The sequence below is a fragment of the Singulisphaera sp. GP187 genome, from assembly GCF_900129635.1.
Classification (GTDB): Bacteria; Planctomycetota; Planctomycetia; order Isosphaerales; family Isosphaeraceae; genus Singulisphaera.
Genome location: NZ_FSRB01000001.1, coordinates 1,046,452 through 1,073,406, shown reverse-complemented (window position 1 = coordinate 1,073,406; position 26,955 = coordinate 1,046,452). Strand labels below are relative to the sequence as shown.

The following is a 26,955-nucleotide window of genomic DNA, read 5'->3' as shown; positions in this document are numbered from 1 at the left end:
CACCGACTCACCTTAGGTGCGTGGCCACCGACTCACTCTCCCTCACCAGCGGATCGTCCGGTCACCCTTCTTCATCTCGCCATCGCACTCAGAAGCCTCACGGCTCGACCGGCGCGATCCGATCAACCTCGCACTCACGCTTGGGCTGAGTTCGGTGGATCGAGCCACGAGAAGAGCGTGATCGGAGTCCGTTCGCAATCGGTGAGGCTCACACTCCGATATGACTCGGCGGGATGATCCCGCGCGGGGCTGACCTCGCTGCCTCGCGTGATGAGACGATCGCGCTCCGCGTCGGCGTCCCGCACCCGGAAGACCAGGCGAACAGTCGGAGTCTCCCCAACCCCGCCCCCCCCTGCTTTGAGTGCGAGTCGGCTCCCCCCTGCCTCCAGCAACGCGAATTGGTTGGCGACGTCCTCCAGGACCAGGCGCAGCCCCAGGACCTCGACGTACCAGCGGACGGCACGCGGCCAGTCGGCGACCTGGAGTTCGGGAAATGCAAGCTCGATGGGACCACTCTCGTCGTTCATCCAGGGCATTCTCGCACGGGGTGCATCGGGATGCGAGCGAGGCCTCCGCTCGTTTGGCGTTGACCAAAGTTGGGGGTTGAATACAATTTGGCTCAAGTTTGCCTCATTATTCTCTCTGAAGAAATGCAAGGTTTGCTGATGTCGGACGACGCGCCCGAGGGACTTGAAGCGGTCAGGCTCGAGAAACTGCGGAAGATCGAGGCGCTGGGGCTCGACCCCTGGGGCACGCGGTTCGACGGCCAGCAAGCGATCGCCGACGTACGCCAACTGCCGGTGCCGGAAGGGCCTCACCAGAGTGAGAACCCCGGGCCCGCGGTACGCGTGGCCGGTCGGATCATGCTCCGCCGCGACGGCGGCCGGGTCAACTTCCTCGAGATCCGCGACTGGACCGAGCGGATCCAGATCTTCCTGGGCAAGAAGCAGGTCGGCGACCTGGGATGGAGCCTGGCCGAATTGCTCGACCTGGGCGACTTGCTGGGAGTCGACGGCACCCTCGGCTACACCAAGACCGGCGAGCTGACCGTGTTCGCGACCGGGCTCACGTTCCTGGGCAAGAGCCTTTCCCCTCCTCCCGAAAAATGGCACGGCCTGACCGACCTCGAGCAGCGCCACCGGCAACGGTACGTCGACCTGTTCAGCAATCCTGAATCGCTGGCCACGTTCCTGGGCCGATCGAAGATCGTCGCCGCCTTTCGCACCGTCATGGCCGGGCGCGGGTTCATCGAAGTCGAAACCCCCACCATGCAGTCGATCGCCGGCGGCGCGGCTGCTCGCCCGTTCATCACGCACCACAACACGCTCGACCTCGACCTCTTCTTGCGGATCGCCCCCGAGCTCTATTTGAAGCGGCTCCTGGTCGGCGGCCTGGAACGTGTCTTCGAGATCGGTCGGGTGTACCGGAACGAGGGGATCAGCCCGAAGCACAACCCCGAGTTCACGATGATGGAGGCCTATCAGGCCTACGGCGACTATCACTCGATGATGGATCTGACCGAAGCGTTGATCTGCGGGGCGATCGAATCGCTCGGCGGCGGGCTGCAACGCCCCTGGGGCGAAGCCACGATCGACTTCACGCCTCCTTGGCCGCGACGGACCTACGCCGACCTGATCCTCGAGCACGCCGGGATCGACGCGACCGACCTCGAGGCCGTCTTCGCCAAGGCCACCGCGCTCGGGATCAGCACGGCGGGCAAAGACCCCGACGTCGTCACCAATCAGATCTTCGAGGAGTTGGTGGAAGACCAGCTCGAGGGGCCGATCTTCGTGATCGACTACCCGGCGGCGATCTGCCCCCTGACCAAGCGAAAGGCGAGCAACCCGGCGGTCGCGGAGCGGTTCGAGCTCTTCGTCAAAGGGATGGAGCTGGCCAACGCGTACACTGAGTTGAACGACCCAATCCTGCAGGAATCACTCTTCCGGACCCAACTGGCCGGGCAGAAGGAAGAGGATTCCATGGCGAAGATGGACGACGACTTCATCCGCGCCTTGAAGCACGGGATGCCGCCGGCCGGTGGCCTCGGAATCGGGATCGACAGGCTCTGCATGCTCCTCATGAATTGCTCAAGCATCCGCGAGGTGATCTTGTTCCCGTTGATGAGGCCGCAGTCGTCTTGATCAAATGACGGGCGCCCGCGAAGCGCCGACCCGACAACCGGCGTGCGGAGCACGCCCCATCGAGTCGATCACGTCGAATCCGAAGGCGAACGGAGGCGCCTGACATGTACAAATATCTGCTGTGCTGGCGATATCTGCGCACCCGGTACATCGCGCTGGCGAGCGTCATCAGCGTGATGCTGGGCGTCGCCACGATGATCGTGGTGAACTCGGTCATGGCCGGCTTCTCCGAGAAGATGCGCGATCGGCTCCATGGAGTCCTCGCCGACATCGTCGTCGAGTCGGAATACGACATGAACGGGTTCTATGACTCGGCGGAGGTGATGGCACGGATCAAGTCGGTCACCGGCGACCAGGTCGAGGCGATGGCGCCCGCCATGGAAACCTATGGCTTCATGCAGTTCCACTATGGCGGCCAGAAGTTTACCCGGCAGGTGCAAGTCTTCGGCGTCAGGCCGATGGAACGAGCGCGCACCGGTGACTTTGCCGAGTACCTGGTCGACGAGAAAGGGGAACGGATCAAACCGTCGTTCGACGTGCCGGATTCGCTGCGATTGGCGGCCTCCCCCGCCGGCCAGGTCATCGAAGGGGACCCCAACAGCGCGATCAACCAGGCGCTGCTCGCGGACTCGCGCGAGCAAGTCAGCGACGACGGCGCGATCCTCGGCTGGGCGATGGGGACGGTTCATCGCAACGGCAAGGATGACTTCATCCTTAAACGTGGTGATCAGATCAGGCTGGTCTATCCCAAGGCAAGCCAACGACCCGAGCCCGGGTACGACTCGTTCACCGTGGTCGGCTATTTCAAAAGTGGCATGAGCGAGAACGACTCCACCCACATCTACGTCCCCCTCGAGCGGTTCCAGAAGGTCCGGCTCCTGGTCGACGAACGCGGCCGAGGCGCGGTCAACCAGATTCAGATCAAGGTCAAGCCCGGAGTCGATCTCGACGTCTTGAAAACGACGATCCAGACGGCGCTTGAGAACTTGCGACCGATGTATTTCCGGGTCTCGACCTGGGAGCAGAAGCAGGGGCCGCTCCTCTCGGCCGTCGCCGTGGAGCAGAGCATTTTGAACATGCTGCTCTTCTTCATCATCGCGGTGGCCGGCTTCGGCATCCTGGCGATCTTCTCGATGATCGTCGTGGAGAAGACCCGCGACATCGGCGTGATGAAGGCATTGGGGGCGTCGACCTCGGGAGTCCGCGGGATCTTCCTGGGCTATGGCTTGCTCCTGGGGGCCGTGGGGAGCGGGGTCGGCATGGCCGGCGGCCTCTTGTTCGTCCACAACATCAACACGGTCGAAAAATGGCTCAGCAAGGTGACCGGGCACAAGGTCTTTGACGACTCGATCTACTACTTCAACGAAATCCCGACCCTGGTCGAGCCCTGGACCGTCTTCTGGATCGTGGGCGGAGCGCTCTTCATCGCGGCGGCCGCGAGCGTCTGGCCGGCCCAGCGGGCATCCAAACTGCATCCCGTGCGTGCCCTTCGTTTCGAGTGATAACCAGCCGACTCACTTATTCCAGGGGAATCAATAGGATGGCGACTCATCTCTCGGCCGTCGGGATCGAAAAGAGCTATCGCAAGGGGAAGAATCAGGTTCCCGTGCTCCATGGCGTCGATATGGACGTCGAGCACGGCGAGCTGGTCGCGATCGTCGGCGCCAGCGGTTCGGGGAAGAGCACGCTCATGCACGTCATGGGCCTGCTCGATTCGCCCGACGCGGGTTCGGTCACGCTGGACGGCCAGCGCATCGACAACCAGTCGGATCGGCGCCGTGATGAGCTGCGGAACCGGACCTTCGGGTTCATCTTCCAGTTCTACCACCTGCTCCCCGAGCTCTCGGCGCTCGAAAACGTGATGATGCCCCAGTTGATCCGCCACGGCCTCTGGTCGTACCTGGGGCAACGGGTCCGGATTCGCCGCGAGGCGACCGCCCTCCTGGAACGGGTGGGTCTGGGGCACCGCCTCAACCACTTACCCACCGAACTTTCCGGGGGCGAGATGCAGCGGACCGCGATCGCACGGGCGCTGGCCGGTGGGCCCGAGGTGCTCTTGGCCGACGAGCCGACGGGCAACCTTGACGCAGCGACCGGGCAAGGCGTGCTCGAGTTGCTCCGCGACTTGAACCGCGAGCGCGGACTCACTATGATCATGGTCACCCACGACCCTCAGATTGCCCTCCAAGCCGATCGGGTCGTTCGGCTCGCCGAGGGGCGGATCGAGGAATGGGCCCCCGCGATCGCCTGAGACCAAGGCGCGGGGGCCCCCTTTTTTTATGATGATTCCAAGGGGTCGGTCCCTGAGACGTGCCTTGGCGGGAGTGCCATCCGGATGAGCCTCAAAATTTATATCAGCGGCAAGCTCTACGACAAGGCCGACGCCAAGATCAGCGTCTACGATCACGGCTTACTGTACGGCGACGGCGTCTTTGAGGGGATCCGCGCCTACTCGGGACGCGTCTTCCGCCTGACCAAGCACGTCGAGCGCCTCTATGAGTCGGCGCGGTCGATCCACCTCGAGATCCCGATCTCGCAGGAAGCGATGGCCAAAGCCATCGTCGACACCGTGGCGGTCAACGGATTGGACGACGCCTACGTCCGCGCTGTCGTCACACGCGGCTCGGGCAGCCTCGGGCTCGACCCGCGGAAGACGACCGATCCGCAGATCATCATCATCGCCGACGCCATCAGCCTCTACCCGGCCGAACTCTACGAGCACGGCCTGAAAATCATCACCGCGGGCACCCAGCGCAACCACCCGAGCGCGCTCAATCCCCGGATCAAGTCGCTCAACTATCTCAATAACATCATGGCCAAGATCGAAGGCACGAACGCCGGCTGCCTCGAGGCCCTGATGCTCAACCACAAGGGCGAAGTGGCCGAGTGCACCGGCGATAACATTTTCATCGTCCGCCGAGGGGAGCTGTTGACCCCTGGGATCGACGCCGGGATTCTCGAAGGGATCACCCGCGACGCGGTGATCGAGCTGGCACGAGCCGCCGGGATCACCGTGGTCGAACGCTCGATGGATCGCCACGATATCTACACGGCCGATGAATGCTTCCTGACCGGGACTGCCGCCGAGGTCATTCCCGTGGTCGAATGCGACGGCCGTTCGATCGGCCTGGGCAAGCCCGGACCGGTCACGCTCGACCTGCTGCGCCGGTTCCACTCCCTGGTTCGCGAAGAACCGTAAAAACAAAGGATCCAAGCCTGTGATTGAGATCCGATCGATCCTGGCTCCGACGGATTTTAGCAAGCATGCCGCGAAGGCGGTCCGGTATGCTTGCCTCCTGGCCGAACGGCTCGGGGCGGAGCTCCACCTGCTGCACGTCCTGTCCGACATCGTGCCCATCGGGCCCGACCCGATGCTGACGCCCGTGCTCCCTCCCGAGTATTACACGGAGGCCAAGGACCAATCGCTCGCAGCGCTCGAGACGACGCTCGAACCCGACTGGGGACGCCCCTCGGCCGTCAAGACCTCGGTCACGTGGGGCGAACCGGTCGAGGAGATCGTGGCTTACGCGCGCGAGGGAGCGATCGACCTCATCGTGGTCGCCACCCACGGCCGCACCGGCCTGAGCCACGTCCTACTCGGTTCGGTGGCCGAACGAATCGTCCGTGAGGCCCCCTGCCCCGTCCTGACGATCCGCGACCGGGAAGGGCGCTGACTTCTTCCAGAGATTTCGTTGCAGCCCCGAAGGGGCGACCGTTCCTGGCCAGGGGCGCAAGCCCCTGGAAATAAGACGAGATCAAATCTAAGATTTGCTTTTGCAGCCCCGAAGGGGCGGCCGTCAAACGGGTGTGCCGGCTTTGACGGTCGCCCCTACGGGGCTGCATGCCATTAATATATCAAATGTTTCCCAGGGGCTTGCGTCCCTGGCTAGGAACGGTCGCCCCTTCGGGGCTACAAGCTGAAACCAAAACGACAAGCTTCCATCGCCCGGCCAATCAAAGGTCAAGAGACATGTCCAACCCACTGCCCTCAGAGCGCAGGGTGATCTACCACGGTCGCAAGATCGACCTGGCGCTCCAGCAAGTCCAACTCGCCGACGGCTCAAAGGCCGAGCGAGAAGTGGTCGTCCACCGGGGGGCGGTCGCGCTCGTGCCGATGGTTGATGCCGAGCATGTTTGCCTCGTCAAGAACGATCGCTACGCGGTCGAGACGACGTTGCTCGAGGTTCCCGCGGGCACGATCGATCCTGGGGAATCGCCCGATCAAACCGCGCCTCGGGAATTGAGCGAGGAGACCGGCTACCGCGCGGGCAAGATCACCCGGATCGCCGAATGGTTCGTCTCGCCAGGCGTCATGACCGAGCGGATGTACCTCTACCTCTGCGAGGATCTCGAGCCAGGCCCCACGCAACACCAGCCGGATGAACGTCTGGAACCGGTGATCGTTGCGTGGGCTGAGGCCCTCAAAATGGTCCGTGACGGGCGGATCGTGGATGCCAAGACGATGCTGGCCATCCTGTTTTGCACCCGGTTCAACCGAACCTGATCGGCGAGCCGTCATCCTGATCCACCCCGCCCCGCCTCTCTTCCCGCTCACCGATCGGTGTAAGGGAAGAGGCTGGGAATGAGGGCCGCGTCGTCGGCGTCCACGCCGGGTCCGGGGCGTTGATCGTCGTTCAGGAAGATGTCGAGGTCGAGCGGGCTGACCTGCCGCGTCGTGTGCCAAGTGATATGGCCGTCGGAGAAGAGGACGTTCTGGCCACGGCCACCGTGGTTCGGGCTGTTGCCCTCCAGAATCACTCCCCCCTCGTGAGCGGGTTGATCGGCCAGAAGCGGAACATGGGCGGAGTGGCTGGCGAGGACGGGTCCAGGGCGACCTGACCGGTTGCGATAGCCGACGTGGTAGGCATAGTCGTTGTCGAGCATCCGGCGATACGACTCAGGCGAATGGGGCTTGGGGGCGGCCTGTTCACAGCGCCCGTTGCACGGACAGTCGAGCGTCGTGAGGTCCTGCAACAGGCCAGAGTGTTGCAAGGTCACCGCATACGTCCCGGCGACCGCGTTCGGCTGGTCGGTGGGACCATACGGGTACTGGTGATGAAGCCCGGCATACTGAGCCAGGCTGATTCCGAGTTGTCGAAGATTGAATCCGCAACCCGCCTGGGCCATCCGGTCCTTGGAACGCTGCATCGCGGGGACAAGCGTAAGCAGACCGGCCAGGAAGATGCTGGCCGCGACCGCAATGTCCGCCCAGCGAAACGGGACGGTGGTGGGTACGAAGTCGAGAATCGTTCGACGCCGCCGGCGTTCGTCAACGAAGGCGCGGGTACGCACCAGCAGGTGATCTGGAACCTTGATCGTTTCCCCGTCGTCAAGCAGTTGGTGGACCGCCCGGCCAAGGCGGTCGAGCACCTCCGCCAACCTTGGGTCGGCGGCCACCTCGGCGTCGGCCTGCTCGCGGGTGGGTCCCTCGAGTTGGCCGAGCACGTAATCAAGTTGGTCTGAAGCGTTCATAGGTTTAGCTACTTCCGTCTCGATTCGCCGCCTTCGCCATCTGTTGAAGCTTGGCGAGGGCGGCGTGCAGTCTGGACTTGACGGTGCCAACCGGGATATCGAGGATTTCCGCGATCTCGCGATACTTCAGATCTTGGTGGTAGGCCAGGGTCAGCGTTTCCCGCAGCGTGTCGGGCAGACGGGCGACGCTCTGGCGGACCCATTCCGCCCGTTCCTGCCCCTGGAGTTCCGCCAACGGTCCGGAGTCTTCGCCCACCAGCAGATCGACCAGGCTCCCTGCTTCGTTCTCGCTCGACGCAACGCGTTGGTCCAGGCTGACCGTCGGGTGACGGCCCACCTTTCGCAACGCATCAACGGCTTGGTGAGTGGCGATTGCATAGAGCCAAGGACGGACGGGGCGTCCATCTTCGTAAAGCGATTTCTTTAGGTGAACCTGCAGAAACGTGTTCTGGAACACGTCCTCGGCCAAGGCCGAATCTCCCAGATAGCGTACCAGGTAACGGTAGAGTTCGTTCTGATAACGGTGAACGAGCGCGTCGAAGTCCCCGGCCTGCCCCGTCTCGCGGTATCGGCTGAGAAGCTCCTCGTCCGTAGTGGGGGCGAGGTCTTCCACGGTCTCAGTACCAGGTGCCTTCATCATCGTTACGGTCCGCCGCGCCGAAAGGTTCGGACTCGCGGTTCAAAAAACATTCGGGCGGTTCCAGAACCAACTTCGTCCGGAGCTTTCTCGCGCAAGACGTTGTCGCATCTAGTCTAAACGCCACTCTGATCGTGTCAACCCGTTCATCACTTCGCGAGAGCGGACCGGAGCGAAAAATCGTCGCGACAGGGCGGATTCGCAAATTACCATACCCTCAAATTTCGTCGTCGTCGCAGGCGTCGCGTTCGCTTTCTCGAAGTCCGCCCCTCTCATCGCAATTTCCGTTCCCCCTCAAACCCCCGGCTGCATGGCACGTTCCAAGGCGCGGGCAAGCTCTTCGGGGAGCTGGCTCCCGATCAACAACTTGGTCCCATCCACGAGATCGATTCGAACGCCAAGGTTGCCCCGCGCATTGAGGACGCGAACGCCATCACGACCAAGCCGGATCCCCCACCCCCCGTAGTCGGCCAGGGGGCGGTAGGTCACGACCTCGATTTTTTGGATCGAGCCGATCGGGACGATCCGGCGATAGGTCGGGATCCAGCCAAACCAGACACGAAGGTCGGTCGGACACACTTCGGTGGTCATCCGAAGCAGGCCGACCACCAGGGTGACGGGCAAGACCAGACCGACGAGGAAACCCACGGCAAGCTGAGGTGACGCATTGTTGTCGCGCACGGCCGGATTGAGACCGGTCACGTATGAGCAAAAGAGGGCGAACCAGAGCAGTCCCTCGGCGACGGCAATGAAGGCGTACACTCGCCAGTCGAAGTTCTGTTCCTCGCGATAGACGACGACCGGGGGTGGAAATGCCGCCAAGGCCACGCTCAGGACCCTCCCCGCGAGGAATCTTCCTGGCCCAAACTCCCCAGCACCCGCGTGAGTGCCTGGAATCCTGCGTCGGCGACCCGATCGGCCGGAACCTGCCAGAGTTGGGGGTTGAGCACTTCCAGCGAGACGTAACCGGTATAACCGATCCGCCCCAGGTGCTCGAGGATCGGCCCGATCTGGAAGTCCCCTTCGCCGGGGAGGATCCGATCGCCGTCGCCGGCGAGCTCGCGCGGGGTTCCGCTCAGGTCGGAGACCTGCACCCAGCCCAGGTTCTCGAGGGTCAGGTACGCCAGATCCTCGAACTTACTGGGGCCGGTGTAATAGTGGAAGAGATCGAGGCAAACCCCCAGGCCTTCGGAACCGCACTGCGCGATCAGGGCGAGCGTCGTGTCCAGACTGGCGCAGAAGGACGCTCCTTTTTGGAACTCGAGCGCCAGTCGGACCCCAAAGCCACGCGCCAGCTCGTTCGCCTCGATCAGCGACTCGATCGCCCGGGTGTAATCCTCGGCGACCATCTCGCGAACGAAGTCGGGCACGACGATCAGGACGGGAACGCGAAGCTCCTGGAGGAGGGCCAGCCGGCGCCGGAAGTGGTCCCAGTGGACTTCACGTTCCGGGCCGCGGGCCAGCAACAGCCCCCCTTGCGAAGCCGCGGCCACGGGCTCGAGCTGCTCCTTGTCAAGTAGCGCACGGGCCTCGGCGACCGAGTGGTTCAGCAAGTAGTTCTCCAGCTTCGTCAACCAGAGTTCCACGGCCGTCCATCCGGAGCGCCCGTACGCCTTCAGGTCGGCCTCGAAGGACGTGCTCAAGGTGGTCGCTTGGCTAATGCAGGGTTTCATGTCGCGTCGCTCTCCTCAGCAGCAGCAGCGGCAGCGGGGCGATCGGCCGAGGGGACCGGTCCCCCTTCCAGCAAGTCGCGAACGGCCTGAACGACCCCCGCCAGGGGCACGCGCCACTGCCGGCAACTGTCGCGGTCGCGGAAGGTGACCGTGTCGTCGGTGAGCGTCTGCCCGTCCACCGTGATGCCGAACGGAGTTCCCGCTTCATCCTGCCTACGGTAGCGCCGGCCGATCGCCCCCTTCTCGTCAAAGAAGACGGGGAAGTGCCGCTGCAAGTCGCGGTAGATGGCCTCAGCCTTCTCGGGCATGCCGTCCTTCTTGACCAACGGGAAAACGGCCGCCTTGATCGGGGCGAACCGGGGGTGGAACTTCAAGACGTTGCGAACTTCCCCTCCCACTTCATCCTCATTGTACGCTTCGCAGAGGAAGGCCAAGGTGGCTCGATCCGCTCCCGCCGACGGTTCGATCACGTGAGGGATGTACTGGTAGGGATAGCCCGGCTTCTCCTCCCCCTCGCGCTTCTTCACATATTCCTTGAACGAAGTCAGGCCGAGGCCGGCCTTGTCGCGTTCCCAACGCTCCTCATCGAAGTAGCTCAGGTCCTTGCCGCTGAACTTCTGATGCTGCGTCAGGTCGTAAGACCCTCGATTGGCGATTCCCTCGAGTTCGCTGACGCCGAACGGGAAGCTGTACTCGATGTCCGCGGTCCCGGTGGAGTAGAACGCCAACTCGTTCGCGTCGTGCTCGCGGAGCCGAAGCCGGTCGCTACGGAGCCCGTGTCGGACGTACCACTGGAACCGCTGATCGCGCCAGTACTGATACCATTTCGCCGACTCTTCGGGATGGCAGAAGAATTCAATCTCCATCTGCTCAAATTCCCGAGACCGGAAGATGAAGTTGCGGGGATTGATTTCGTTCCGAAAGCTCTTGCCAATCTGCCCGATGCCGAACGGCGTCTTGACGCGTCCGGTGTCGACCACATTTTTGAAGTTGGCAAAAATCCCCTGGGCCGTTTCGGGTCGCAGGTAGGCTTTGCTCGACGCGTCTTCGAGCGCCCCGATGTTGGTCTCGAACATCAGGTTGAAGGAGCGGGGTCGCGTCAGGGTGCCGCGCGCCTTGCAGGACGGACAGGGAACGAGCGCATAGAGCTCGTCGGTAATCGCCAGGTTGTCGAGCCGGATGACGTCGGGGCCGCTCGACTCCGCCTGAGCCGCATTCGACTTTTTGAACTTTTCGATCGCTTTGGTGTTCTCGCGCTCGACGTCCTCGCGTTCGCCGATGGCGCTGAAGACGAGCGGACGCGGGTTGGTCGCGCCTTGGGGCCCGGAGCGATCGGTGAACACCAGGGCCGTCATCTGATCGGCGCGGAACCGTCCCTTGCACTCGCGGCAGTCGACCATCGGGTCGCTGAAGCCGCCGACGTGTCCCGAGGCCTCCCAGACCTTGGGATGCATGATGATCGAACAGTCGAGGCCGACCATGTCGTCACGCATCTGGACGTTGTCGCGCCACCAGGCTTCCTTGATGTTCCGCTTCAGCTCAACGCCCAGGGGTCCATAGTCCCAGAAGCCATTGATCCCGCCGTAGATCTCGCTCGAGGGAAAGATAAATCCCCGGCGTTTACAGAGCGAAACCAGCTTGTCCATGTCCATCGCGTCGTCGTCCTCAATGTCGCGGCGGAAACCCGATGCGGGTCCACCGATCAATCTTTCATTCCGTCGGTTGGGAAATCGGGTGCCAGCCGGCCCCTTCCTGGTCACCGTCCGTGAGGCCCGGCCCGATCCGTTCGTGCTCGTCAAGGGCCTTGATGGGCCGCCACAATCCGGAGCGGGTCGCGGAGCAGCTCGGCGGTCACCTGGTGCCCGGAGCGATTCAGATGGGCTGCATCGTCGATGTCGGCCGCCAGGCCAAGCTCCAGGACGCGGCGCCCGCCTCGGCCTCGCCTCAGGTAACGAACCAGCGGGTTACTCTCCGCGTCGGAGTCACCGCTCTTGAACCAGAGCGAGTTGTGGATTTTCGACCAGGCCCCCGCGGCGATCTCGGCCTCGTCATTCCGGAGGATCGCCCCCATATCCTTGAGATGTTGCGCGAAGGCGCCGGCGAGCAGGCTGTCCTCGAAGCTGATGCACCCATCGGTCCCCGAGCAGACCACATGGACGTCGCGCGTCTCCAGGTGCAACGCCTGAACGGTCGCGGCGAAGTTCGGGAACGAGCCGATCAAGACTCGCTCGGCCTCCAGGCTCGCGAGGATCGCGCGGGTGCCATTGGTCGTGGTCATCACCAGCGTCTTGCCCCGACAGATCGCGGGGGTGAACGCGCTCGGAGAGTTGCCGAGGTCGAAACCGTCGATCGGCAGCCCTTCCCGCTCCCCCGCGAGCAGCGCGGTGCCGGCCGGGAACCCGGCGGCGACGCGGCGGGCCTCGTCGATCTCACCGCAGGGGATCACCGCCGCGCAGCCGGCCGCCAGGGCATGAACCATGGCGGTGGTCGCCCGGAGCACGTCCACCACCACCGCCACCCCTCCCTTCAAGGCACCGGGCGAGATCAGGCTCGGTAAAAAATGGACGAAGACTTCGGGCTGCTCGGTCTCGGGCATGGACGAAGATCCTCTTTAGCGAGTCCCTTTTGAATTCGCGCGTTCGGAAACCCGCTACGATTATGGCATGCCACCCGCCTCGTTGTGGAGACCTCCTTACTGTAGCGTGAGGGCGTGGACAGGACAGCCTCGAGCCGGTTCGATTCCGTGGCGCACAATCGCTAACGTTCGCCTTCCCAAGGACGACCCTTTTCGGTAGTCTTCGGCCCTCTAGGCGACTCGATTTCCCATCACGGGTCGCGCAAGGGATCGAGGCAGCCGATTCAGCCTGGGCGAGGTGCATGGATGCACGAGCCGAAGGGAAGGATTCTCCCACTTAGCGGGCCCAGACGATTTATTATCGATCTGGTGCATTTCGCGCGTCAGGTTCCATCGACACCCGTTAGTCGAGTTGTCAACGTTTCGGCGTTGATGGAGCCACGCGAGCACCACCCGTCGCGACCTTCGTGGGCACTCTTGTTCATGAAAGCGTACGCGTTGGTCGGGGTGCAGCACCCGCCGTTGCGGCGGGCGTTGCTGGAATTTCCATGGCCACGAATTTACGAACATCCCTGGATGAACTGCGCGCTCGCCATCGAGCGCTCGTTCCAAGGGGACGACGGCGTCTTCGTGGGACTGTTCCGGGCCCCTGAGCAGCAGTCGATCTGCCAGCTTCAGGAAGCCCTGCGGTTCTACAAGAATCAGCCACTCGAACGAGTCGGTGTCTATCGCCGAGCCCTCGCGTTCAGCCGAGTGCCCCGGCCGATTCGACGCCTCTTCTGGTGGAGCACCCTGAATGTTTCAGGGTTCAAGCGGGCCAAACGGTTTGGCACCTTCGGCCTCACGAGCTACGGCGCTCTGGGGGCGGAATCGCTCCATCCCATTTCGCCGCTGACGACCACGCTGACGTTCGGGCCGATTTCGGCAACCGGCGACGTCGTGGTAAAGCTGATCTACGATCACCGCGTGCTCGACGGCGCCTATGTCGCTCGTCGCCTCCGCGATATCGATGAGACCCTGCAAGGCGCGATCCTCGACGAATTGCGTGACGGGCCCTTTCCTGAACGGGTCCAACCGCCTTCGTCGTCCGCCATTCCCGCGCCGATCTCCTTGAAACTGCATCGGCCAGGGGAGATCGACACCCCGGCCGAAATCCGACCGCGCGAGGATTGCTCGCCTCCCGGCCACGCGATTTAGCGCGAGTTCCACCACTCTCAAATCCGGATCGCATTGACCCGGCTCCCTTGCGGGAGCCGGGTTTTTTCATTCCCGACCCGATCCGACCATCCGACCTCAAGCCGGATGGCCGCCGTTGCACCGCACTCGATTCCGCTCAGGGCTGGGCCACTTCCTGGTCGGTCGTGACGCGCACCTCGAGCCGGCTCATCATCCGCTTGAGCCCTTCCTCTTTCGCGTTGATGAAGAGCACGTTTTCCATCACGATCGCTTTGCGTTCCTCGGTCACGTGCAGGACGAGCTTGCCCGCCCCCAAGAAGAGAAACTCGAAGATGTCGGGAATCTCTTTGTCGAACTTAAGGTTCAACGTCGGATAGCGCTCCAGGTCGCTGAGCGGACCGTGGTGATGCAGGATTTCGTTGGGCAAGATTTCCCAGTAGTCCAGGTAGCGCGTCACGTAGATGATCGCGAAGTTGATCGCGAGGATCGCGGCGACCATGAAATAGAAGCCGGAGTTCGCGACCACGTAGATTCCGCCCACCAGGACCCGAGCCGGTTTGAGCAGGTCGGCATCAAAGTAGGCGGCGATCCAGAGTAAGAAGAAGAGCCCGAGTAGGACCAAGAGCACGATCGCAACGACCGTGAATCGCGGGAAGTCGATCGCCATGATCACCAGGTTGAAGGCGAAGACCCCCAGGAAGAGAACCCCCAGCAAGTTCTGCGAGGTCATGAACCGTTCGTGCTTCAACGTCACGGGGGCCGGAACCGCCACCGACTCTCCCGCGGCCTCTTTGGCCGCCACTTCCGCTTTCTCGACCTTGATCGGGTCGGTGGTCTGGTCCCCGACCAACTTCATCCCGATCGCGCAGATCAAGGCCACGATCATGGTCGGGAAGATGAAAATAAGTTTCGGGTAAGTGAAAATTCGTATCCCCTGGTCACGATGCTTGACCACCGTGTTGGGGGGCGTGGATGCCGCTTTCGGGTCCGAGGCCATGTGGGAAGATCTCCAGAACCGGACGTCGCGAACGAACAAAGCTCCCTACGGTCACTCGCCGCGTGGTTCGCCCCAACGTCAATGCGTTCGGCTGAGGGCATCGTAACGCCCGGACAGCCCACGGTAAAGTCCCCAACCCCAAGGGGATCGGTATCGAGACTCGACCGAAACCCGTTTCGATTCCAGAAGAGTGATTCGTTCGGCCCGGCATTTCCTTCTGCGCAATCCTGAGCGATCGCTCACCATCACGCCCAAAGACTTCAATCCGACAAACACGGGATTCCCGCGAGCGAACTCCGGCTCAATTCGCGGCACTTTACGCATGGACTCAAATCAGAACACCGATAATCGCTCGTAGCGTTATGAACCGTATCATTGCAATCCGGTCACCCTTTAAGTAGCTTCAAGTTCCATCCCCCCTGGTGAAATTCTCCCAATCGTACAACGAAAAAAATCGGAGTAGGCTGTCATGGTGAAGCTGCATTCAAACATGGCTCGATGGAGCGTGTTGACCCTGGTGATGATGCTGGTCGCCGCGGCTTCGGCCAGCTTGTCGGGCTGCGGAGACAGCGCGGAGAAAACCGCGCCACAAACCGAGTATCCGGCCGCACAAAAGGCCGGGGACCAGGCTCAGATCGATTTCATGAAGACCCAAGGCAAGCCAAAGCGAAAATAGGGATCATACTCGCGGCAATCGTGTTGGGATGACTTCCTCGATTCCTCCCCCGTGGCTCGGTCGATGACCTCAACGCGAGCAACATTCCACGGCGACAAGTGGTTCGATCGTCCTTAATTCGGTCCTCGTGTGAGGACTGCGTTTTTTCCCTGTGATTCAAAAATCTGTCGAATGATGGGAGGCCGTGTATGAGAGGTACCTTGAGACGCGGGTTCACGCTCATCGAACTCCTGGTTGTCATTGCAATCATCGCTGTGCTCATCGCACTCCTGCTGCCGGCCGTTCAAGCGGCCCGCGAGGCCGCGCGCCGGTCGCAGTGCATCAACAACCTGAAGCAGATCGGCCTGGCACTCCATAACTACCATTCGTCACTGAACGCCTTCCCCATGGGAGGGTCGCTCAACCCGTCCAGCTCCCCGCAATCATTCACCTATGGCGACGCCAACGGCAATCCCGGCCCCACCTGGGACGCCTGGAGTGCCCAGGCCGCGCTCCTGCCATACATGGAACAGCAGGCGATCTATTCCGCCATCAACTACAACTTCGCCCCGCGACCGGGGACCGAAGGTGGCAACATTAATTCCACCGCGTTCAATGCGAAGATTGCGTCCTTCCTCTGCCCCTCCGACGGCAATGCGGGAAAGGTCAACTACAACAGCTACGGGGCGAGCCAGGGCACAACCACGATCAACTGCTGTAACTCCAATCTCAAGTCCACCACGGGGATGTTCGGCAACCAGTCCTCCACCTCAATCGCGGAGGTCAAGGACGGAACTTCGAACACGATCGCTTACTCCGAATCCCTGGTCGGCAACCCGATCCCGGGGCCAGGCCGAGAGGGCAACGCAGCCCAGGGGAGCAGTCAACTCGCGAGTGGTCAGATTGACATCACGGGAATGCTCACTCAGATCAAGACCGACATGGCCTCCTGCGACACAGACTTCCAATCCGGACCGGTAGGGGGCAACAGAAACTCCCGCGGCTCCAGCTGGGGCATCGGTGCATTGGGCTACTCGATGTTCAACACCGTCATCCCCCCGAACGGGGCGAAGTGGGTGGCATGTCGCACGGACTGCTGTGCCCAGGCCCAGCATGCCCACTATAACCTGGCAACGAGCGCCCACTCCGGCGGCGTGAACACGGCCATGGCCGATGGCTCCGTCAAATTCATCAAGAATTCGGTCGCCTGGCAAACCTGGTGGGCCCTCGGCACCAAGGCGAACGGCGAGGTCATCTCCGCCGACGCTTACTGAGCCAAGGCTTCGCGAAAGGGAGAAGCCTGGACCGGGCTTCTCCCTTTCTTTTCTTTAGCGGTCGAAGATCCGCCGAAAGACTCATCCACCTCCTGCCCCACAGGCCAACGCCCCCCCTCTCTCCTCATGATTCCCGTCGGTCGCTCGCGATCCTTGCGGGGTTCCGAGGGTCTGCAAGTCGCTTCCCCCATCCCAAGCCGACGCTGACCGTAGCGACTCGCGCTTGACCCCATTCGGTCGATCCCCAACGTCAACCAACCGCTTGAAACGCGTGATTGCGACGGATATCGCATCGCGCCGGCTCGAACCCATTCGAACGGGCTGATTCACGGAAGGCTCCCCCGACAGCCTTGGTGCGGAGGTGAAGCAATCTCCACTTGAGACCGTCAACACCAACAGACGTTGAACTCACGACACGTGAAAAAATTACCACTGGACAAACTGCCACACACGGCGTAAGTTCAAAACGTTCTCACGTTCGATTTCTGTTACCATCACGAAAAGGGGGACAAGCGATGATCTTATCGTCTCGATTGGTCACGGTTGGACTGAGCGTCGTCTCGATCTTATTCTTGGGCATGATCCCGGCAACGGCACAAGAGGCGTCTCCCTCGACCTCGACCTCGAAGACCGAAGCCCCCGCGACCAAGCCTACCACCGCATCGATGCGCCGAGTTCCCCCTTATTTTGGACAAATCGGCCTCTCGCGTGAGCAGAAGGACTCGATCTATCAGGTCGTGGCGAAGCACCAATCGAGAATTGAAGAACTCAAAAAAGAACTTGCTGAAGCAAACACCAAGATGGTTGATGAGTGTGAAACTTTGCTGGACGATGCGCAGAAGAAATCGCTCGAAAGCCGTCGCCGCTCGGCGGCGGACGCAGCCAAAGCCAAGGCTTCCGCCAAGTCGTCGAAAGCGAAAGACGACAACAAAACGGACTGAGGAATCAGCCGGGAATCACCTCCCGGTTCATGAACTGGATGACCCGGACAACTTTGTTGTCCGTGGTCGCGGAGCGACAAGTGGCGTTCCGCTCGCTCAGGCCGTTCGATCGATGCCTTGGTCGTGTCCCGGAGCTCTTGTGGCTACACCAACCACACAACAAGTTGTCCCGGCCCCCCGAGGAACTGATTCCCGGCCTGTTCTTGAGTGAGTGGCCCGTCACAATGCTGCCATGGGCGGCCCGATGGAAAGGATTCCGGCCGGGCCGGCCGGGCGACTCTTGAAGCAACGATCTCTCGCCAGCCCGCTGGGAATCGGCCGGCCGATCAGGACACACGCCGGGGGTCTTCCCTCGGAAAGACGGATTCAAGCCCCAAGGGCGGCTCGAAGCTCCGCCGCCAGAAGGTCGGCCCGGGGATAGCGGTCGTCGGCTCGCTTGGCAAGTGCACGCAGACAGACCTGCTCCAATCGCTCCGAAACAGACTCGTCGATCGCCCGAAGTGATGGGGGAGCTTGACGGATGATCTGCTCGCGCAGCTCGATCGCGGTGCCGGCCGCGAACGGACGGCGACCGGTCAGCAGCTCGAACAAGACCACACCGAGGCCGTAGAGATCCGCCCGGTGATCGATCGGTCCTAACGCTTCGGTCAGTTGCTCGGGGGCCATGTAGGGGAGCGTACCGACACCGCCCTGGTGCTTTTGGAGATCCTCCTCAAGGACGGCGATCCCGAAGTCGGTCAGATACGCCTTGCCTTGCAGGTCGATCAAGATATTCGCCGGCTTGATGTCGCGATGGACGAACCCCGCGCGATGCGCATGGTCGAGGGCGTCGGCCACGTCGGCCACGATTCGGGCCGACACCTCGTGGTCCGGGTGGGCCGTCTTCTTGATCCAGAGCGCAAGGTTGGTCCCCTCGATCCAGTCGCCGACAATGAAGCACGAAGCCCCGTCGCGGCCGACGTCATGCACCGGAACCAGGTTCGGGTGCCGAAGCTGTGCGACTTTGCGTGCTTCGATCCGGCACTGGTCCACCTCCCCCGAACTGACAGGCCGGTCCACTCTCGGGATTTTCACGGCGACAAGGCGTTCGAGCCAGGTATCGAACCCCCGGTAGACCCGCCCGAAGCCCCCCTCCCCCACCAAGGAGTCGAGCCGATAGCGGTCGGCCAGCAATCGCGGCAGACTGGAGTCGTCGGGGGCGGACAAAGTTCCGGCTCCGGACTCCGAGACCGAGATCGGGGTTCCGGTCTCGATGACACCGTTCAGCCAATCCACCTGCTCGAGTTTCGCAACCTCCCGGCGGAACCCGGTGAGGAGTTGCGGGCAATCGCGACACACTTCATCGAGCGCGGGGGCATCGCCCTGGGCCTTGGCCTCCTCCCAGCGCACGATCAGGTCGAGGATTTTCTCCCGGTCGGTTTCCATCGTCTTGTCCCTCATTCCGCATCGGGAGATTCACTCTGAAGGGCATCGCGAATCAGGAGCCGCGCGGAGGCCCACCGCCGTTGTACCGTTTTGGTCGCCACCCCAAGCGCAGCGGCGGCCTGAGCGTGGCTCATGCCCTGATACCAGACCCGATCCATAACCTGCCGTTCCGGCTCGGGCAGCCGGTTCACCGCTTCGTGAAAGGCCGCCCAGCCGTCGAGCGTCTCGGGTCGCTCCGCTCCCCCCTCGATCCGGGCCAGCCGAGAACCAGGGTCGACCCCATCCGTGTGGTGATGGGCGCCTTCTCCCTCGGGCCCAAAATCGCGGCGTGCGAGGTCGAGCAATTCGCGACGAATCTGGGACGCGGCGAGATGATCGAAGTGAGCCACCCCCTCGGGTCGGACCTCGGCGAGGCTGCGGTGGAGCCGCAAGAGCGCCGCCTGAAGCAAGTCGTCCGTCTGCTCCCAACGTCCCACATGAGGATAGCGTCTGAGCATCGCGCGAGCGAGCGCCACAAACCGTTTCTGAGCCAGGGCGATCAACGATTCACGAGCGGCGTCGTCACCGAGCCGGAGTCGCTTCAAAAGGTCGCCTGCCTCGGTGGTCTGGCTCATCGTCAGGTGCCCCCCACCTCGATCCGCCGCGTTCACCCACTGCGTTGCATTCTATCGGAGAGCAACAAGCCGGCCAGCCCACCTCACGACCGAGGAAAATTCCCCCAGGCTCCTGTCCACTCACATCGTCGGCTCTCGCATTCTCTTCAGGAGTGAGCGGCGATCCTCTTTTCTCAGTCGCGAAGGGTCGGCTCGACCGCTCGCCAACAACAAATCATGACAAAAGGACGTGGATGATGACCCAAGAAATCAACCAATCCGAGTACGAACCCGAAATCCTCGGTTCTCCCTTGCCCGTGCTGCTGGACGTCTACGGCGAATACTGCGGCCCTTGCCGCCAGCTCGCCCCGGTCATCGACCGCCTGGCCACCGACTACGACGGTCGGGCCCGCGTGTTCAAGATCGATGCCGGAGCCAATCAGGAGCTGGCGGGCAGCCTGGTGATCTCGGCCGTCCCCACCGTTGTCGCGTTCCGCGACGGCCGGGAAGTCGGCCGCCTGGTCGGCCTCCGGCCCGAGTCGGCCTACCGCAAGCTGCTGGAATCGGCAGGGGTATCCTGACCTCACATAAGCTTAGAGTCTGTCTCGGTCGGTCAGGCTGGGCCGAGAAATGAAGGATGTTTGGGTGCCACGGGTTCCGTACTCGGAACCCGTGCGCCCCAGACCAAGGCATTCTCGCATGGGTCCCGAGTACGGAACCGCATGGCACCCGGCAGATCATCAAAACCTGTGATGGGATTCGCCTTCCGCGACAGACTCTTTAGACGGCATAGGCCTCAGTATCCGGTAGGGGATCAAGATGCGGGCAGGGCGCCCGCGATCCCAGGGAATGTCCTTCCCAACAAAAGCGGTTGGGGCGCTGGCGGACCCGGAGCCTCAACCGGGGTGGACTCGAAGTCGGCATGGTCCCACCCGGCTCCGCCTCGCCCCCCCCTGCTCCCGGGTCTCGAAGGCGACCGATCCTTCGCGATAAGTCTTTTGTGGTCCTAGGGTATCGGCGATCGAGCACTGCGAGGTTTTCCCCCTTCGACCCCGCGTGAACTCGCGTTGAACCGGCACCGTCTCCCCTCCAAACCAGGAATCCGACCCTCGTTCCGGGAAACCGACTGGAAGAGGATCGCAGTTCCCGTTAAGATGGGGACCCCAACGAGCTGAAGGACCAAATCCAAAGGCACCACCTCGGGTTTGGCTTGCAGACCGATCGCCTGCGAGGGTTTGTCAGAACCAAGTTCTGACAAAAGACTCTGGGCTCGGGGTTCCGCAGATGACGGAGAGGTGACCGAGAGGCCGAAGGTGCAGCACTGGAAATGCTGTGTACTGTCACAGGTACCGAGGGTTCGAATCCCTCCCTCTCCGCTAACGTAACGGCCCAGCAATCCCGGGGGTTCTGAACCGAACCGTCGACGCCAGATCGAGCCTCGAACGGAAACGTCTGATCGCTCGAGAACGCGACCTAGTGGCCATCATGAGACGCTTGTGACGACCTTCCCTCCCGTCTTTTTTTCGGGAGGGAAGGTCATTTCCTTTTTGGTGGATCGCATTTCAGGGGTTCCTGATTTCACGACACACTCCCTGCTCGGTCGCCAGTTCTCCCGCCTGTGGCGACTCCGGAAGTCGGATCGACCCAAAGGCGTGGCTCACTCGCTTCGGTTCGCGGTTCCACCGACCACTCCTTCAAGTCGACCCGAAATGGCTTGGTCTCGACGACCTCATCCGCACCGACCGAGCCGTGTTGCCCCTGGAATCGCGATTCAGGGCCGAAACGACTTGGCCCCACGAACCGTTCGCGTTCCTGCGGCGGGAGCGCGACGTAGCAGATCGCGATTCGATTCCCTAACGGCCTTCCCGAGGGCAACGTGCCCTCCAGGCGTCGGTGATCGCACCGGCGTAGTTGCGGTATCATAGGGCAACGGGGCGCACAGCCCACGGAATCTCAGCGTGGGCCCGTGTCGACCCCGTTCGTGTCGACTTGTCCGAAGCAAAGGAGCGTACTGAATGTCCGAACGACGAGACCTGAGCTTCGCCCGCCTCGACGACATCATGCCCGACGTGGAACACCTCCTCGAAGGCCATACCACGGTCGGCCGGTGGTCACTCGGACAAATCCTCCATCACCTTCGGGCGGGAATCGACCTCACGATGGAGGGGGAACCGGACACCTCGGAGCCGACCCGACTGCAAGGGATCGCCTACCGCCGCTTCTTCCGATCGGGCCGCTTTCCCGAGGGGCAGCACGCCGCTCACCCGACTCTGGTGCCGCCCCGCAACCTCGTCGCCTCCACCGAGGCGGAAACGCTCCGTGTCGCGATCCAGCGATTCTCCTCGAGCAATGGCCCGTTCCCGTCCCATCCCAGGCTCGGGCCGCTCCGTCGTGGCGAATGGACCCGGTTTCACTGCATGCATTGCGCCCATCATCTCAGCTACGTCTTAAACACCATTCCCAAGGCGGCAAAGCTGGTGCGAAAGCCGAACCAACCGCTGGAGACCTTGGATCCGATCGGCGAGAAATGACCAGGCCCTTGAAAAAAGTCAAGACCTTTGGTATGTTGATTTATGGTCTTTCAGGATACCATCAATTTCTGAGGCGCAGGAGTTCTCAATGGCTTCCCAATGGTTCATCTCCCGAGTCGGTGCGAAGAGCTTTGGTCCCTTCACGTCCCAGAAACTCAAGGAACTCGCCTCAACGGGCGGCGTCCTCGCCAGCGATATGATCCGCAAAGAGGGAGTGGACAAGACCGTGAAGGCCGGGAAACTGAAAGCGTTGTTCCCCCGTACGTCCCTCTGAGACCGAGGCACGCGCCCTCCAACTCATTCGTTTTCGCACCTTCCCACCGCTTGATGCCACGACAAGCTTCGACAGTTTTCCGCCATTCGCACGCGTCACGCGGCCACTTTTGCTATTTCACCACATGAATGATCGCAACGGGCTTGAGCATGTTCAAGCCCCGCGGTCTCCCCTCGGCTGGCTTACCTCCGACTCAACGGCCACCGGTCTCGCAGCGCAAGAGCCGCGTGCCACGAACACGGTAAGCATTCTTGCGTCATGGCTCTCTTTCACTGATCCCGGCGTGAACGTCTCCCCCGGTAATCGCGACGACGACTGCGTCCCCGATCATGCGGAGGAGAACCAGGACCTATTTGGCGGGACTGGACTCGACCGGGTTAGGACTGGCCACCGGGGCTTGCTCGATCGGCGCGGGGGTCAGGTCCGTCGGGATTTCCTCCTCGCTCTTCCAGAAACCTTTTCGGACGGACGGGACGGGCCGCTCGCCCGGCTCCTGCTCCAACGCGACGCCGACCGCCTTCCAGCCCTCGAGCGCGGCCTCAACTCTTTGGAGTCGCGAGCGCAACGCCTCGGCCTCTTCGGTCAGCGACTTGATTTGGTCTTGAGCCTTCTTACGACTCTGCTCATGGAACGCTTTCAGGGCGTCCATCGGGTCGTCCGCTTTCCTTTCGCTCGGAGCAGGCTCAGTCGCTTGGGCCAGATCTCCCTGGGGTTGTGGTAGCGTCTGCTCCGCTGTGAGGAACGCCGGAGCCGGCTCAATTTCCGGCAGCGGGAGCGGCGCAGACGTCCGTGCCGGTTGGAGTTCTGCCGGTAGAGCGACGGGTGCCGAGGCGATCGCCATGGGGGGACTCACGTGCCTTACGGCGGGTCTCTGGGCCATAACCGCGATTCCGCCCACCAGCCCCAATCCCAGGAACGCCGCCAACATCGTTGGACGTCGCATCTTTACCTCCTTGGTCGATTGCGAGAGCCGTAATCCCAGAAAATGATCCTCGCAATCATGTCAAATCTTACGGATTCGACAAGAGCAAGGCCCAAGACGCTCAGCGATCAAATGACGGCATTCGCCTCGAAGCCAAATCGCCAAGCAGTGTGCCAAGATCGAGGGAAAAGTGAAAGCCGGGAGACTCGTCGGTCAGAGCGGCAACCCGAGTCACGAAGCCCGCAAGCGTGAACGGGCGGTATCTCCTTGTTCCCTGAGCCCTTGCGAGGAATCCCCCACGCCCTGACTCTATCCGCCCGAGGTCCGAAAGTCATCGGCATCCCACCGGCCCTCGCCTCGAACAAAGGGAGGGCGGACCCACCCAGCAAGGCAACGACACCCCAATCACCGACGAGGAACCGGCGAAACGATTCTCACTCGGTCGAGAGGTGTCTCTGTACTCGACGGGTCGGTAGAATCTCCAGCGTTCATGTCCGCTCGGTTGACATGACAACCCAGGGAGCCGCGAGTGAGATCCACATCCCATTCGTCTCTCCAACGGCTCCGCAGCAGTATCGAGCGAAGCGGGAGGCCAGGCCCCCCCAAATCACGCCAAGACGATTTACTTCTTGGCCCGGCTCGCCGGGTCCAAAGCACCGGAACGATGGAACTGACGCGAGGGGGGTCGGAATGGTCCGTACGAAATCAAAGCTTTTGCAGGCGGCCGGCGGAAAGTTTGGTTACTTGTTGCTCGCCCTCATCGCTTTAAAGTTCTCGGCGCCTTTGATCGTCGAGAATCGAACCTGGACACTCGTGCTCGCGATCCTCACGAGTGGCCTCCTCGTAGCCATCCTCTACGCGTCCCGCCCCGGCAGGCGGTCGTTGGTCCTGGGCTCAACTTTGACAGGTCTCGACATCCTGGTCGGCCGGCTGAGCAGCATTGATGAAGCCCGGTGGCTCCTCTTCCTGCAAGTCGCCATCTGGCTGGTCACTCTGACCTACGTCACCTTTTCGGTAATCGAAGTCGTCCTTGAAAGTGATCAAGTGAGCTTGGAAACCATGCAAGCGGCCCTTTGCGTGTACTTGCTCCTGGGCCTGATCTGGACCTACCTGTTCATGTTCCTCGAGATCTCCCTGCCTGGCTCGTTCCAGTCGCATCAGGGGTCCACGATCGTATGGACTGACAACTTTACACGTCGCGACGGGTTCGCGCGTCTGCTGATCTTGAGCGACTCGACCCTGACCTCGACGGGCTTTGGCGATCTGGCCCCATCGACGGGCTTGGCCATCATGGCGGCCAACCTGGAAGCGTTCACAGCGCAAGTCTATCTCGCCATCGTCATCGCTCGGATCGTGGCGGCGGGGATCGCTCAAAAGCCGCCCGGACAATCCTGACACAGTCGCTATTTCGAGCCCTCGTGGACTCAGCCCCGGCCCACAACCTGCTTTTGATATTCGCTCTCGGCGACGACGTCGCGCATGCTCTCGAGGCGGTCCAAGAAGACGATCCCGTGGAGGTGGTCGTCCTCATGCTGGAAAACGCGAGCGACGAATTCGCTAAACTCGCGTTCGACCTCGTTGCCTTCGAGCGTTCGGTAGCGGGTCCTGATCCATCGGTGCCGTGGCACGAAACCGCGAATCCCGGGGATACTCAGGCAGCCTTCCCAGCCCTTGACCAGCTCCTCCGATCGTCCGACGATCTCGGGGTTGATGACGATCTCCGGCTCCATGACCGGGGCATCGGGATAGCGCGGGTTGGGACGCGACGCGACGATGAAGATCGCCAGTGGTTCATAGACTTGAGGCGCGGCGATTCCGACACCGTTGGCTTCCCGGAGTGTCGCGAGCATATCCTCGGCGAGGACCCGCAAATCGGGCGTGAGCGGGAATTCGATCGGCGCGGCGGACGACCACAGAACCGGGTGACCGAGTTGGGCGATCTGACGAAGAATCGACATTGAGAAGAGTGCTCCGAACAGCGCATGGGGATCGGTTCGGTGCGTCGGACGCGACGGACCTTACTCCCAATGATAGAGCGGTTTTCCCTCGGGCCGCTCAGATCAAGGAGGCTGGAGTCTCGACCTCCTGTGCGCTCGCTCGGTGGAGCTGCGGCCTCCGACCCTGGTGCAACGGCCCGACGTCCGGGGCCGGAGACCCCGGCCCCACCGAAGCGAGCGCGTTCGGATCAGAACGATCGACTGGACAAGGGGCGACGGGTGGGTTGTAGGCGCTCAGGACGGGATCGCTGTCAGGCCTTCTCGGGCAGCCAGACGGTGCGTTCGGGCCGGTGGATGATCCGCTGCACGGCCCAGCCGACGATCAAGACGAGCAGCACCACACCGACCGCGATCGTGCCGCCGGTGCCCAGAATCTCGGCCACCTTGATCAGCATCTGCTGCATGCCGCGGCGCCGGTATCCCGTGACTTCGACCACCTCGCCTGCCGCCATCTTGCCCGCGGCCTGGTAGACCCCCGCCCAGAACAACCCGGCCAGGGCACCGAAGATCGCGAGCGGGAGTACGGCCTCGACCACCCCGATCTCCTCCTGGGCCGGCTGGTAGGTTCGGCCGGACTGTGCCAGGATCGCGCGCAGAATCTCATCGGCATTGTCATCGGCCGACGAGAATTTCAGCGGCTTGGAGCCGTCCGCCTCGCCGTGGAGGGTCAGAGAGCCGTTGCCCGGGCTCACTTCGGCCTTGCCGATCGTCCGGGCGTCGAGGGTCTGAACCGACTTGGCCCCCACTTCCGCCGGGGCCTTGCCCTGCTGCAGCGCTTCAAGCACGCCCTGGACTTTGCGTTTAATCGTCAGCGATATCCCCGTAACCTTCAAACAGTGGACCTCGTGGCCCCGGAGAACGAGGATGAAGGCCCACTTTTCCTGAGTCTTCGACCAGATCTGCGATTCCATAGTCTTCCCCTATCGCTGACGTACCGACATCAAGGGGCGAGCGACAACGAGACCGCCCGATGCGGTACATAAAACTCAATGACGCATGCCAACATAGAGCACCGCGTGCAAAGAGGCCAGACCGAGACACGAGAAACGTGATGAAATCGCCCCAATCGACCACGCAACGCAACCCCATCACAGACCGGGACGAATCAGGGCCGGTGGCGAACCGATCGGAGGTGATCCCGTCAGGTGCTCGCCGAAGACGCTCACCATGGACCTGACTCCCAAGCCCGACCCGCTGGATCAGCCCAGGCGGATCATCTCCGGAGCGGCCATGCACAGGCCGGACGTGCGACTCGGTGAGTTGCGTAGTCTCGAGGCGGTGCTTCCGGTCGCAAACGCCAAGTGGCGACGCCGATTCGATTGAACCACCGACTGTGGTACGAGATTGGGCGTCGGGCTTCGGGTGAGACCACCGCGTTCCCGTCCACAGCGAAAGCCACCTACGAATGAGGAATTCGCCGACGTGCCCCCAAGGAATGGCGGCAGGTTTTAAGGACGTCGGTTTTAAGAACCTCGGCCCAACAAAAAACCCCTGGGTTCTACCAGGGGTTTTTGCTTCAATACACCCGAGAGGATTCGAACCTCTAACCTTCGGTTCCGTAGACCGATGCTCTATCCAATTGAGCTACGGGTGCGTCTCTCATTCGGCTCCATGGCCGACACGAGATATACTAACGAGGTCGGCGGCCGGGAGAAATCCCAAAACACGATAA

The 26,955-nt window shown here is 62.2% G+C and carries 28 protein-coding genes and 2 tRNA genes; 16 read left to right on the top strand and 14 right to left on the bottom strand.

The annotated features are described in order from the left end of the window. Window positions 1-134 precede the first annotated feature (134 nt). Window positions 135-527, bottom strand: a complete 393-nt coding sequence (locus BUS42_RS04285; RefSeq protein WP_074305548.1) for a VOC family protein — start codon at window positions 525-527, stop codon at window positions 135-137. A gap of 138 nt (window positions 528-665) precedes the next feature. Between BUS42_RS04285 and lysS the strand changes: the two genes are divergently transcribed. From lysS to BUS42_RS04255, 6 genes are all read left to right on the top strand, one after another. Next, window positions 666-2,141: a lysine--tRNA ligase gene (gene lysS / locus BUS42_RS04280; RefSeq protein ID WP_074310673.1), complete on the top strand. Its 1,476-nt coding sequence runs from the start codon at window positions 666-668 to the stop codon at window positions 2,139-2,141. 104 nt (window positions 2,142-2,245) lie between these two features. Next, window positions 2,246-3,643 carry an ABC transporter permease gene (locus BUS42_RS04275; protein WP_074305547.1) on the top strand — a complete coding sequence of 466 codons (1,398 nt, stop codon included), beginning with the start codon at window positions 2,246-2,248 and terminating at the stop codon, window positions 3,641-3,643. A gap of 38 nt (window positions 3,644-3,681) precedes the next feature. After that, window positions 3,682-4,392 (top strand): ABC transporter ATP-binding protein, encoded by a 711-nt coding sequence (locus BUS42_RS04270; protein ID WP_074305546.1) that lies wholly within the window; start codon window positions 3,682-3,684, stop codon window positions 4,390-4,392. Window positions 4,393-4,476: 84 nt separating this feature from the next. Further along, a complete protein-coding gene (gene ilvE / locus BUS42_RS04265) occupies window positions 4,477-5,340 on the top strand; it encodes a branched-chain-amino-acid transaminase (RefSeq protein WP_074305544.1) in 864 nt (287 codons plus the stop codon). A 19-nt stretch (window positions 5,341-5,359) separates the two neighbouring features. After that, window positions 5,360-5,815 (top strand): universal stress protein, encoded by a 456-nt coding sequence (locus tag BUS42_RS04260; protein ID WP_074305542.1) that lies wholly within the window; start codon window positions 5,360-5,362, stop codon window positions 5,813-5,815. Between the two features lie 296 nt (window positions 5,816-6,111). Next, window positions 6,112-6,645, top strand: a complete 534-nt coding sequence (locus BUS42_RS04255; protein ID WP_074305540.1) for an NUDIX hydrolase — start codon at window positions 6,112-6,114, stop codon at window positions 6,643-6,645. A gap of 47 nt (window positions 6,646-6,692) precedes the next feature. Here BUS42_RS04255 and BUS42_RS04250 read toward each other — a convergent pair whose 3' ends face one another. The 6 genes from BUS42_RS04250 to BUS42_RS04225 form a co-directional block, all read right to left on the bottom strand. After that, window positions 6,693-7,613 carry a DUF445 domain-containing protein gene (locus BUS42_RS04250; RefSeq protein ID WP_074305537.1) on the bottom strand — a complete coding sequence of 307 codons (921 nt, stop codon included), beginning with the start codon at window positions 7,611-7,613 and terminating at the stop codon, window positions 6,693-6,695. A gap of 4 nt (window positions 7,614-7,617) precedes the next feature. Further along, window positions 7,618-8,253, bottom strand: coding sequence for an RNA polymerase sigma factor (locus tag BUS42_RS04245; RefSeq protein WP_074305536.1), 636 nt, complete (start codon window positions 8,251-8,253; stop codon window positions 7,618-7,620). Between the two features lie 291 nt (window positions 8,254-8,544). Beyond that, complete coding sequence (locus tag BUS42_RS04240; RefSeq protein ID WP_074305534.1) at window positions 8,545-9,078, bottom strand: hypothetical protein; 534 nt, start codon at window positions 9,076-9,078, stop codon at window positions 8,545-8,547. Between the two features lie 2 nt (window positions 9,079-9,080). After that, window positions 9,081-9,923, bottom strand: coding sequence for a sugar phosphate isomerase/epimerase family protein (locus BUS42_RS04235; RefSeq protein WP_074305532.1), 843 nt, complete (start codon window positions 9,921-9,923; stop codon window positions 9,081-9,083). Further along, complete coding sequence (locus tag BUS42_RS04230) at window positions 9,920-11,575, bottom strand: glycine--tRNA ligase (protein ID WP_074310671.1); 1,656 nt, start codon at window positions 11,573-11,575, stop codon at window positions 9,920-9,922. Before BUS42_RS04230 ends, BUS42_RS04235 begins: the two co-directional genes overlap by 4 nt. A gap of 143 nt (window positions 11,576-11,718) precedes the next feature. Next, the gene (locus BUS42_RS04225; protein ID WP_074305531.1) at window positions 11,719-12,519 is read right to left on the bottom strand and encodes a 2-phosphosulfolactate phosphatase; all 801 of its coding nucleotides are present in this window, start codon (window positions 12,517-12,519) and stop codon (window positions 11,719-11,721) included. 555 nt (window positions 12,520-13,074) lie between these two features. Here BUS42_RS04225 and BUS42_RS04220 point away from each other — a divergent pair. Then, window positions 13,075-13,695, top strand: a complete 621-nt coding sequence (locus tag BUS42_RS04220; protein WP_254053294.1) for a 2-oxo acid dehydrogenase subunit E2 — start codon at window positions 13,075-13,077, stop codon at window positions 13,693-13,695. A 136-nt stretch (window positions 13,696-13,831) separates the two neighbouring features. Here BUS42_RS04220 and BUS42_RS04215 read toward each other — a convergent pair whose 3' ends face one another. Then, complete coding sequence (locus tag BUS42_RS04215; RefSeq protein ID WP_074305528.1) at window positions 13,832-14,671, bottom strand: hypothetical protein; 840 nt, start codon at window positions 14,669-14,671, stop codon at window positions 13,832-13,834. Window positions 14,672-15,140: 469 nt separating this feature from the next. Between BUS42_RS04215 and BUS42_RS04210 the strand changes: the two genes are divergently transcribed. The 3 genes from BUS42_RS04210 (at window position 15,141) to BUS42_RS04200 (ending at window position 17,541) form a co-directional block, all read left to right on the top strand. Beyond that, a complete protein-coding gene (locus tag BUS42_RS04210) occupies window positions 15,141-15,347 on the top strand; it encodes a hypothetical protein (RefSeq protein ID WP_074305526.1) in 207 nt (68 codons plus the stop codon). 188 nt (window positions 15,348-15,535) lie between these two features. Continuing rightward, window positions 15,536-16,600 carry a DUF1559 domain-containing protein gene (locus tag BUS42_RS04205; RefSeq protein ID WP_074305523.1) on the top strand — a complete coding sequence of 355 codons (1,065 nt, stop codon included), beginning with the start codon at window positions 15,536-15,538 and terminating at the stop codon, window positions 16,598-16,600. 578 nt (window positions 16,601-17,178) lie between these two features. Next, the gene (locus BUS42_RS04200) at window positions 17,179-17,541 is read left to right on the top strand and encodes a hypothetical protein (RefSeq protein ID WP_254053719.1); all 363 of its coding nucleotides are present in this window, start codon (window positions 17,179-17,181) and stop codon (window positions 17,539-17,541) included. 366 nt (window positions 17,542-17,907) lie between these two features. On the opposite strand, the gene BUS42_RS04195 is transcribed toward BUS42_RS04200, so the two are convergent. Both BUS42_RS04195 and BUS42_RS04190 read right to left on the bottom strand, forming a co-directional pair. Beyond that, on the bottom strand, window positions 17,908-18,966 hold the full coding sequence (locus BUS42_RS04195; RefSeq protein WP_074305520.1) for a serine/threonine-protein kinase: 1,059 nt from the start codon (window positions 18,964-18,966) through the stop codon (window positions 17,908-17,910). A gap of 11 nt (window positions 18,967-18,977) precedes the next feature. Beyond that, the gene (locus tag BUS42_RS04190) at window positions 18,978-19,580 is read right to left on the bottom strand and encodes a sigma-70 family RNA polymerase sigma factor (protein WP_074305518.1); all 603 of its coding nucleotides are present in this window, start codon (window positions 19,578-19,580) and stop codon (window positions 18,978-18,980) included. A 233-nt stretch (window positions 19,581-19,813) separates the two neighbouring features. On the opposite strand from BUS42_RS04190, the gene BUS42_RS04185 reads away from it, so the two are divergent. The 4 genes from BUS42_RS04185 to BUS42_RS04165 all read left to right on the top strand — a co-directional run bounded on the left by BUS42_RS04185 (window position 19,814) and on the right by BUS42_RS04165 (window position 22,364). Next, window positions 19,814-20,140: a thioredoxin family protein gene (locus BUS42_RS04185; protein ID WP_254053293.1), complete on the top strand. Its 327-nt coding sequence runs from the start codon at window positions 19,814-19,816 to the stop codon at window positions 20,138-20,140. A 708-nt stretch (window positions 20,141-20,848) separates the two neighbouring features. Next, window positions 20,849-20,935 (top strand) — tRNA-Ser (locus tag BUS42_RS04180). 639 nt (window positions 20,936-21,574) lie between these two features. After that, window positions 21,575-22,090: a DUF1569 domain-containing protein gene (locus BUS42_RS04170; RefSeq protein WP_074305512.1), complete on the top strand. Its 516-nt coding sequence runs from the start codon at window positions 21,575-21,577 to the stop codon at window positions 22,088-22,090. An 88-nt stretch (window positions 22,091-22,178) separates the two neighbouring features. After that, the gene (locus BUS42_RS04165) at window positions 22,179-22,364 is read left to right on the top strand and encodes a GYF domain-containing protein (RefSeq protein ID WP_074305511.1); all 186 of its coding nucleotides are present in this window, start codon (window positions 22,179-22,181) and stop codon (window positions 22,362-22,364) included. A 349-nt stretch (window positions 22,365-22,713) separates the two neighbouring features. On the opposite strand, the gene BUS42_RS04160 is transcribed toward BUS42_RS04165, so the two are convergent. Beyond that, on the bottom strand, window positions 22,714-23,307 hold the full coding sequence (locus tag BUS42_RS04160; protein WP_143206239.1) for a hypothetical protein: 594 nt from the start codon (window positions 23,305-23,307) through the stop codon (window positions 22,714-22,716). 669 nt (window positions 23,308-23,976) lie between these two features. On the opposite strand from BUS42_RS04160, the gene BUS42_RS04155 reads away from it, so the two are divergent. Next, on the top strand, window positions 23,977-24,681 hold the full coding sequence (locus tag BUS42_RS04155; RefSeq protein ID WP_074305508.1) for a hypothetical protein: 705 nt from the start codon (window positions 23,977-23,979) through the stop codon (window positions 24,679-24,681). A 29-nt stretch (window positions 24,682-24,710) separates the two neighbouring features. Here BUS42_RS04155 and def read toward each other — a convergent pair whose 3' ends face one another. Together def and BUS42_RS04145 are read right to left on the bottom strand one after the other, a co-directional pair. Then, a complete protein-coding gene (gene def, locus BUS42_RS04150) occupies window positions 24,711-25,244 on the bottom strand; it encodes a peptide deformylase (protein ID WP_074305506.1) in 534 nt (177 codons plus the stop codon). Between the two features lie 290 nt (window positions 25,245-25,534). Continuing rightward, window positions 25,535-26,194: a hypothetical protein gene (locus BUS42_RS04145; protein ID WP_143206238.1), complete on the bottom strand. Its 660-nt coding sequence runs from the start codon at window positions 26,192-26,194 to the stop codon at window positions 25,535-25,537. 256 nt (window positions 26,195-26,450) lie between these two features. On the opposite strand from BUS42_RS04145, the gene BUS42_RS43470 reads away from it, so the two are divergent. After that, entirely contained in the window at window positions 26,451-26,606 is a 156-nt protein-coding gene (locus tag BUS42_RS43470) for a hypothetical protein (protein ID WP_159452160.1), read from the top strand. Window positions 26,607-26,803: 197 nt separating this feature from the next. Here the strand turns inward: BUS42_RS43470 and BUS42_RS04140 are convergent. Then, window positions 26,804-26,877, bottom strand: a tRNA-Arg gene (locus BUS42_RS04140). Between the last annotated feature and the right edge of the window lie 78 nt (window positions 26,878-26,955).

Coding starts and splice junctions, on each gene's coding strand:
- BUS42_RS04285 (WP_074305548.1), bottom strand. CDS start 527: ATGAACGACGAGAGTGGTCCCATCGAGCTTGCATTTCCCGAACTCCAG.
- lysS (WP_074310673.1), top strand. CDS start 666: ATGTCGGACGACGCGCCCGAGGGACTTGAAGCGGTCAGGCTCGAGAAA.
- BUS42_RS04275 (WP_074305547.1), top strand. CDS start 2,246: ATGTACAAATATCTGCTGTGCTGGCGATATCTGCGCACCCGGTACATC.
- BUS42_RS04270 (WP_074305546.1), top strand. CDS start 3,682: ATGGCGACTCATCTCTCGGCCGTCGGGATCGAAAAGAGCTATCGCAAG.
- ilvE (WP_074305544.1), top strand. CDS start 4,477: ATGAGCCTCAAAATTTATATCAGCGGCAAGCTCTACGACAAGGCCGAC.
- BUS42_RS04255 (WP_074305540.1), top strand. CDS start 6,112: ATGTCCAACCCACTGCCCTCAGAGCGCAGGGTGATCTACCACGGTCGC.
- BUS42_RS04250 (WP_074305537.1), bottom strand. CDS start 7,613: ATGAACGCTTCAGACCAACTTGATTACGTGCTCGGCCAACTCGAGGGA.
- BUS42_RS04245 (WP_074305536.1), bottom strand. CDS start 8,253: ATGATGAAGGCACCTGGTACTGAGACCGTGGAAGACCTCGCCCCCACT.
- BUS42_RS04235 (WP_074305532.1), bottom strand. CDS start 9,923: ATGAAACCCTGCATTAGCCAAGCGACCACCTTGAGCACGTCCTTCGAG.
- BUS42_RS04230 (WP_074310671.1), bottom strand. CDS start 11,575: ATGGACATGGACAAGCTGGTTTCGCTCTGTAAACGCCGGGGATTTATC.
- BUS42_RS04225 (WP_074305531.1), bottom strand. CDS start 12,519: ATGCCCGAGACCGAGCAGCCCGAAGTCTTCGTCCATTTTTTACCGAGC.
- BUS42_RS04220 (WP_254053294.1), top strand. CDS start 13,075: ATGAACTGCGCGCTCGCCATCGAGCGCTCGTTCCAAGGGGACGACGGC.
- BUS42_RS04215 (WP_074305528.1), bottom strand. CDS start 14,671: ATGGCCTCGGACCCGAAAGCGGCATCCACGCCCCCCAACACGGTGGTC.
- BUS42_RS04210 (WP_074305526.1), top strand. CDS start 15,141: ATGGTGAAGCTGCATTCAAACATGGCTCGATGGAGCGTGTTGACCCTG.
- BUS42_RS04205 (WP_074305523.1), top strand. CDS start 15,536: ATGAGAGGTACCTTGAGACGCGGGTTCACGCTCATCGAACTCCTGGTT.
- BUS42_RS04200 (WP_254053719.1), top strand. CDS start 17,179: ATGATCCCGGCAACGGCACAAGAGGCGTCTCCCTCGACCTCGACCTCG.
- BUS42_RS04195 (WP_074305520.1), bottom strand. CDS start 18,966: ATGGAAACCGACCGGGAGAAAATCCTCGACCTGATCGTGCGCTGGGAG.
- BUS42_RS04190 (WP_074305518.1), bottom strand. CDS start 19,580: ATGAGCCAGACCACCGAGGCAGGCGACCTTTTGAAGCGACTCCGGCTC.
- BUS42_RS04185 (WP_254053293.1), top strand. CDS start 19,814: ATGATGACCCAAGAAATCAACCAATCCGAGTACGAACCCGAAATCCTC.
- BUS42_RS04170 (WP_074305512.1), top strand. CDS start 21,575: ATGTCCGAACGACGAGACCTGAGCTTCGCCCGCCTCGACGACATCATG.
- BUS42_RS04165 (WP_074305511.1), top strand. CDS start 22,179: ATGGCTTCCCAATGGTTCATCTCCCGAGTCGGTGCGAAGAGCTTTGGT.
- BUS42_RS04160 (WP_143206239.1), bottom strand. CDS start 23,307: ATGCGACGTCCAACGATGTTGGCGGCGTTCCTGGGATTGGGGCTGGTG.
- BUS42_RS04155 (WP_074305508.1), top strand. CDS start 23,977: ATGGTCCGTACGAAATCAAAGCTTTTGCAGGCGGCCGGCGGAAAGTTT.
- def (WP_074305506.1), bottom strand. CDS start 25,244: ATGTCGATTCTTCGTCAGATCGCCCAACTCGGTCACCCGGTTCTGTGG.
- BUS42_RS04145 (WP_143206238.1), bottom strand. CDS start 26,194: ATGGAATCGCAGATCTGGTCGAAGACTCAGGAAAAGTGGGCCTTCATC.
- BUS42_RS43470 (WP_159452160.1), top strand. CDS start 26,451: ATGGACCTGACTCCCAAGCCCGACCCGCTGGATCAGCCCAGGCGGATC.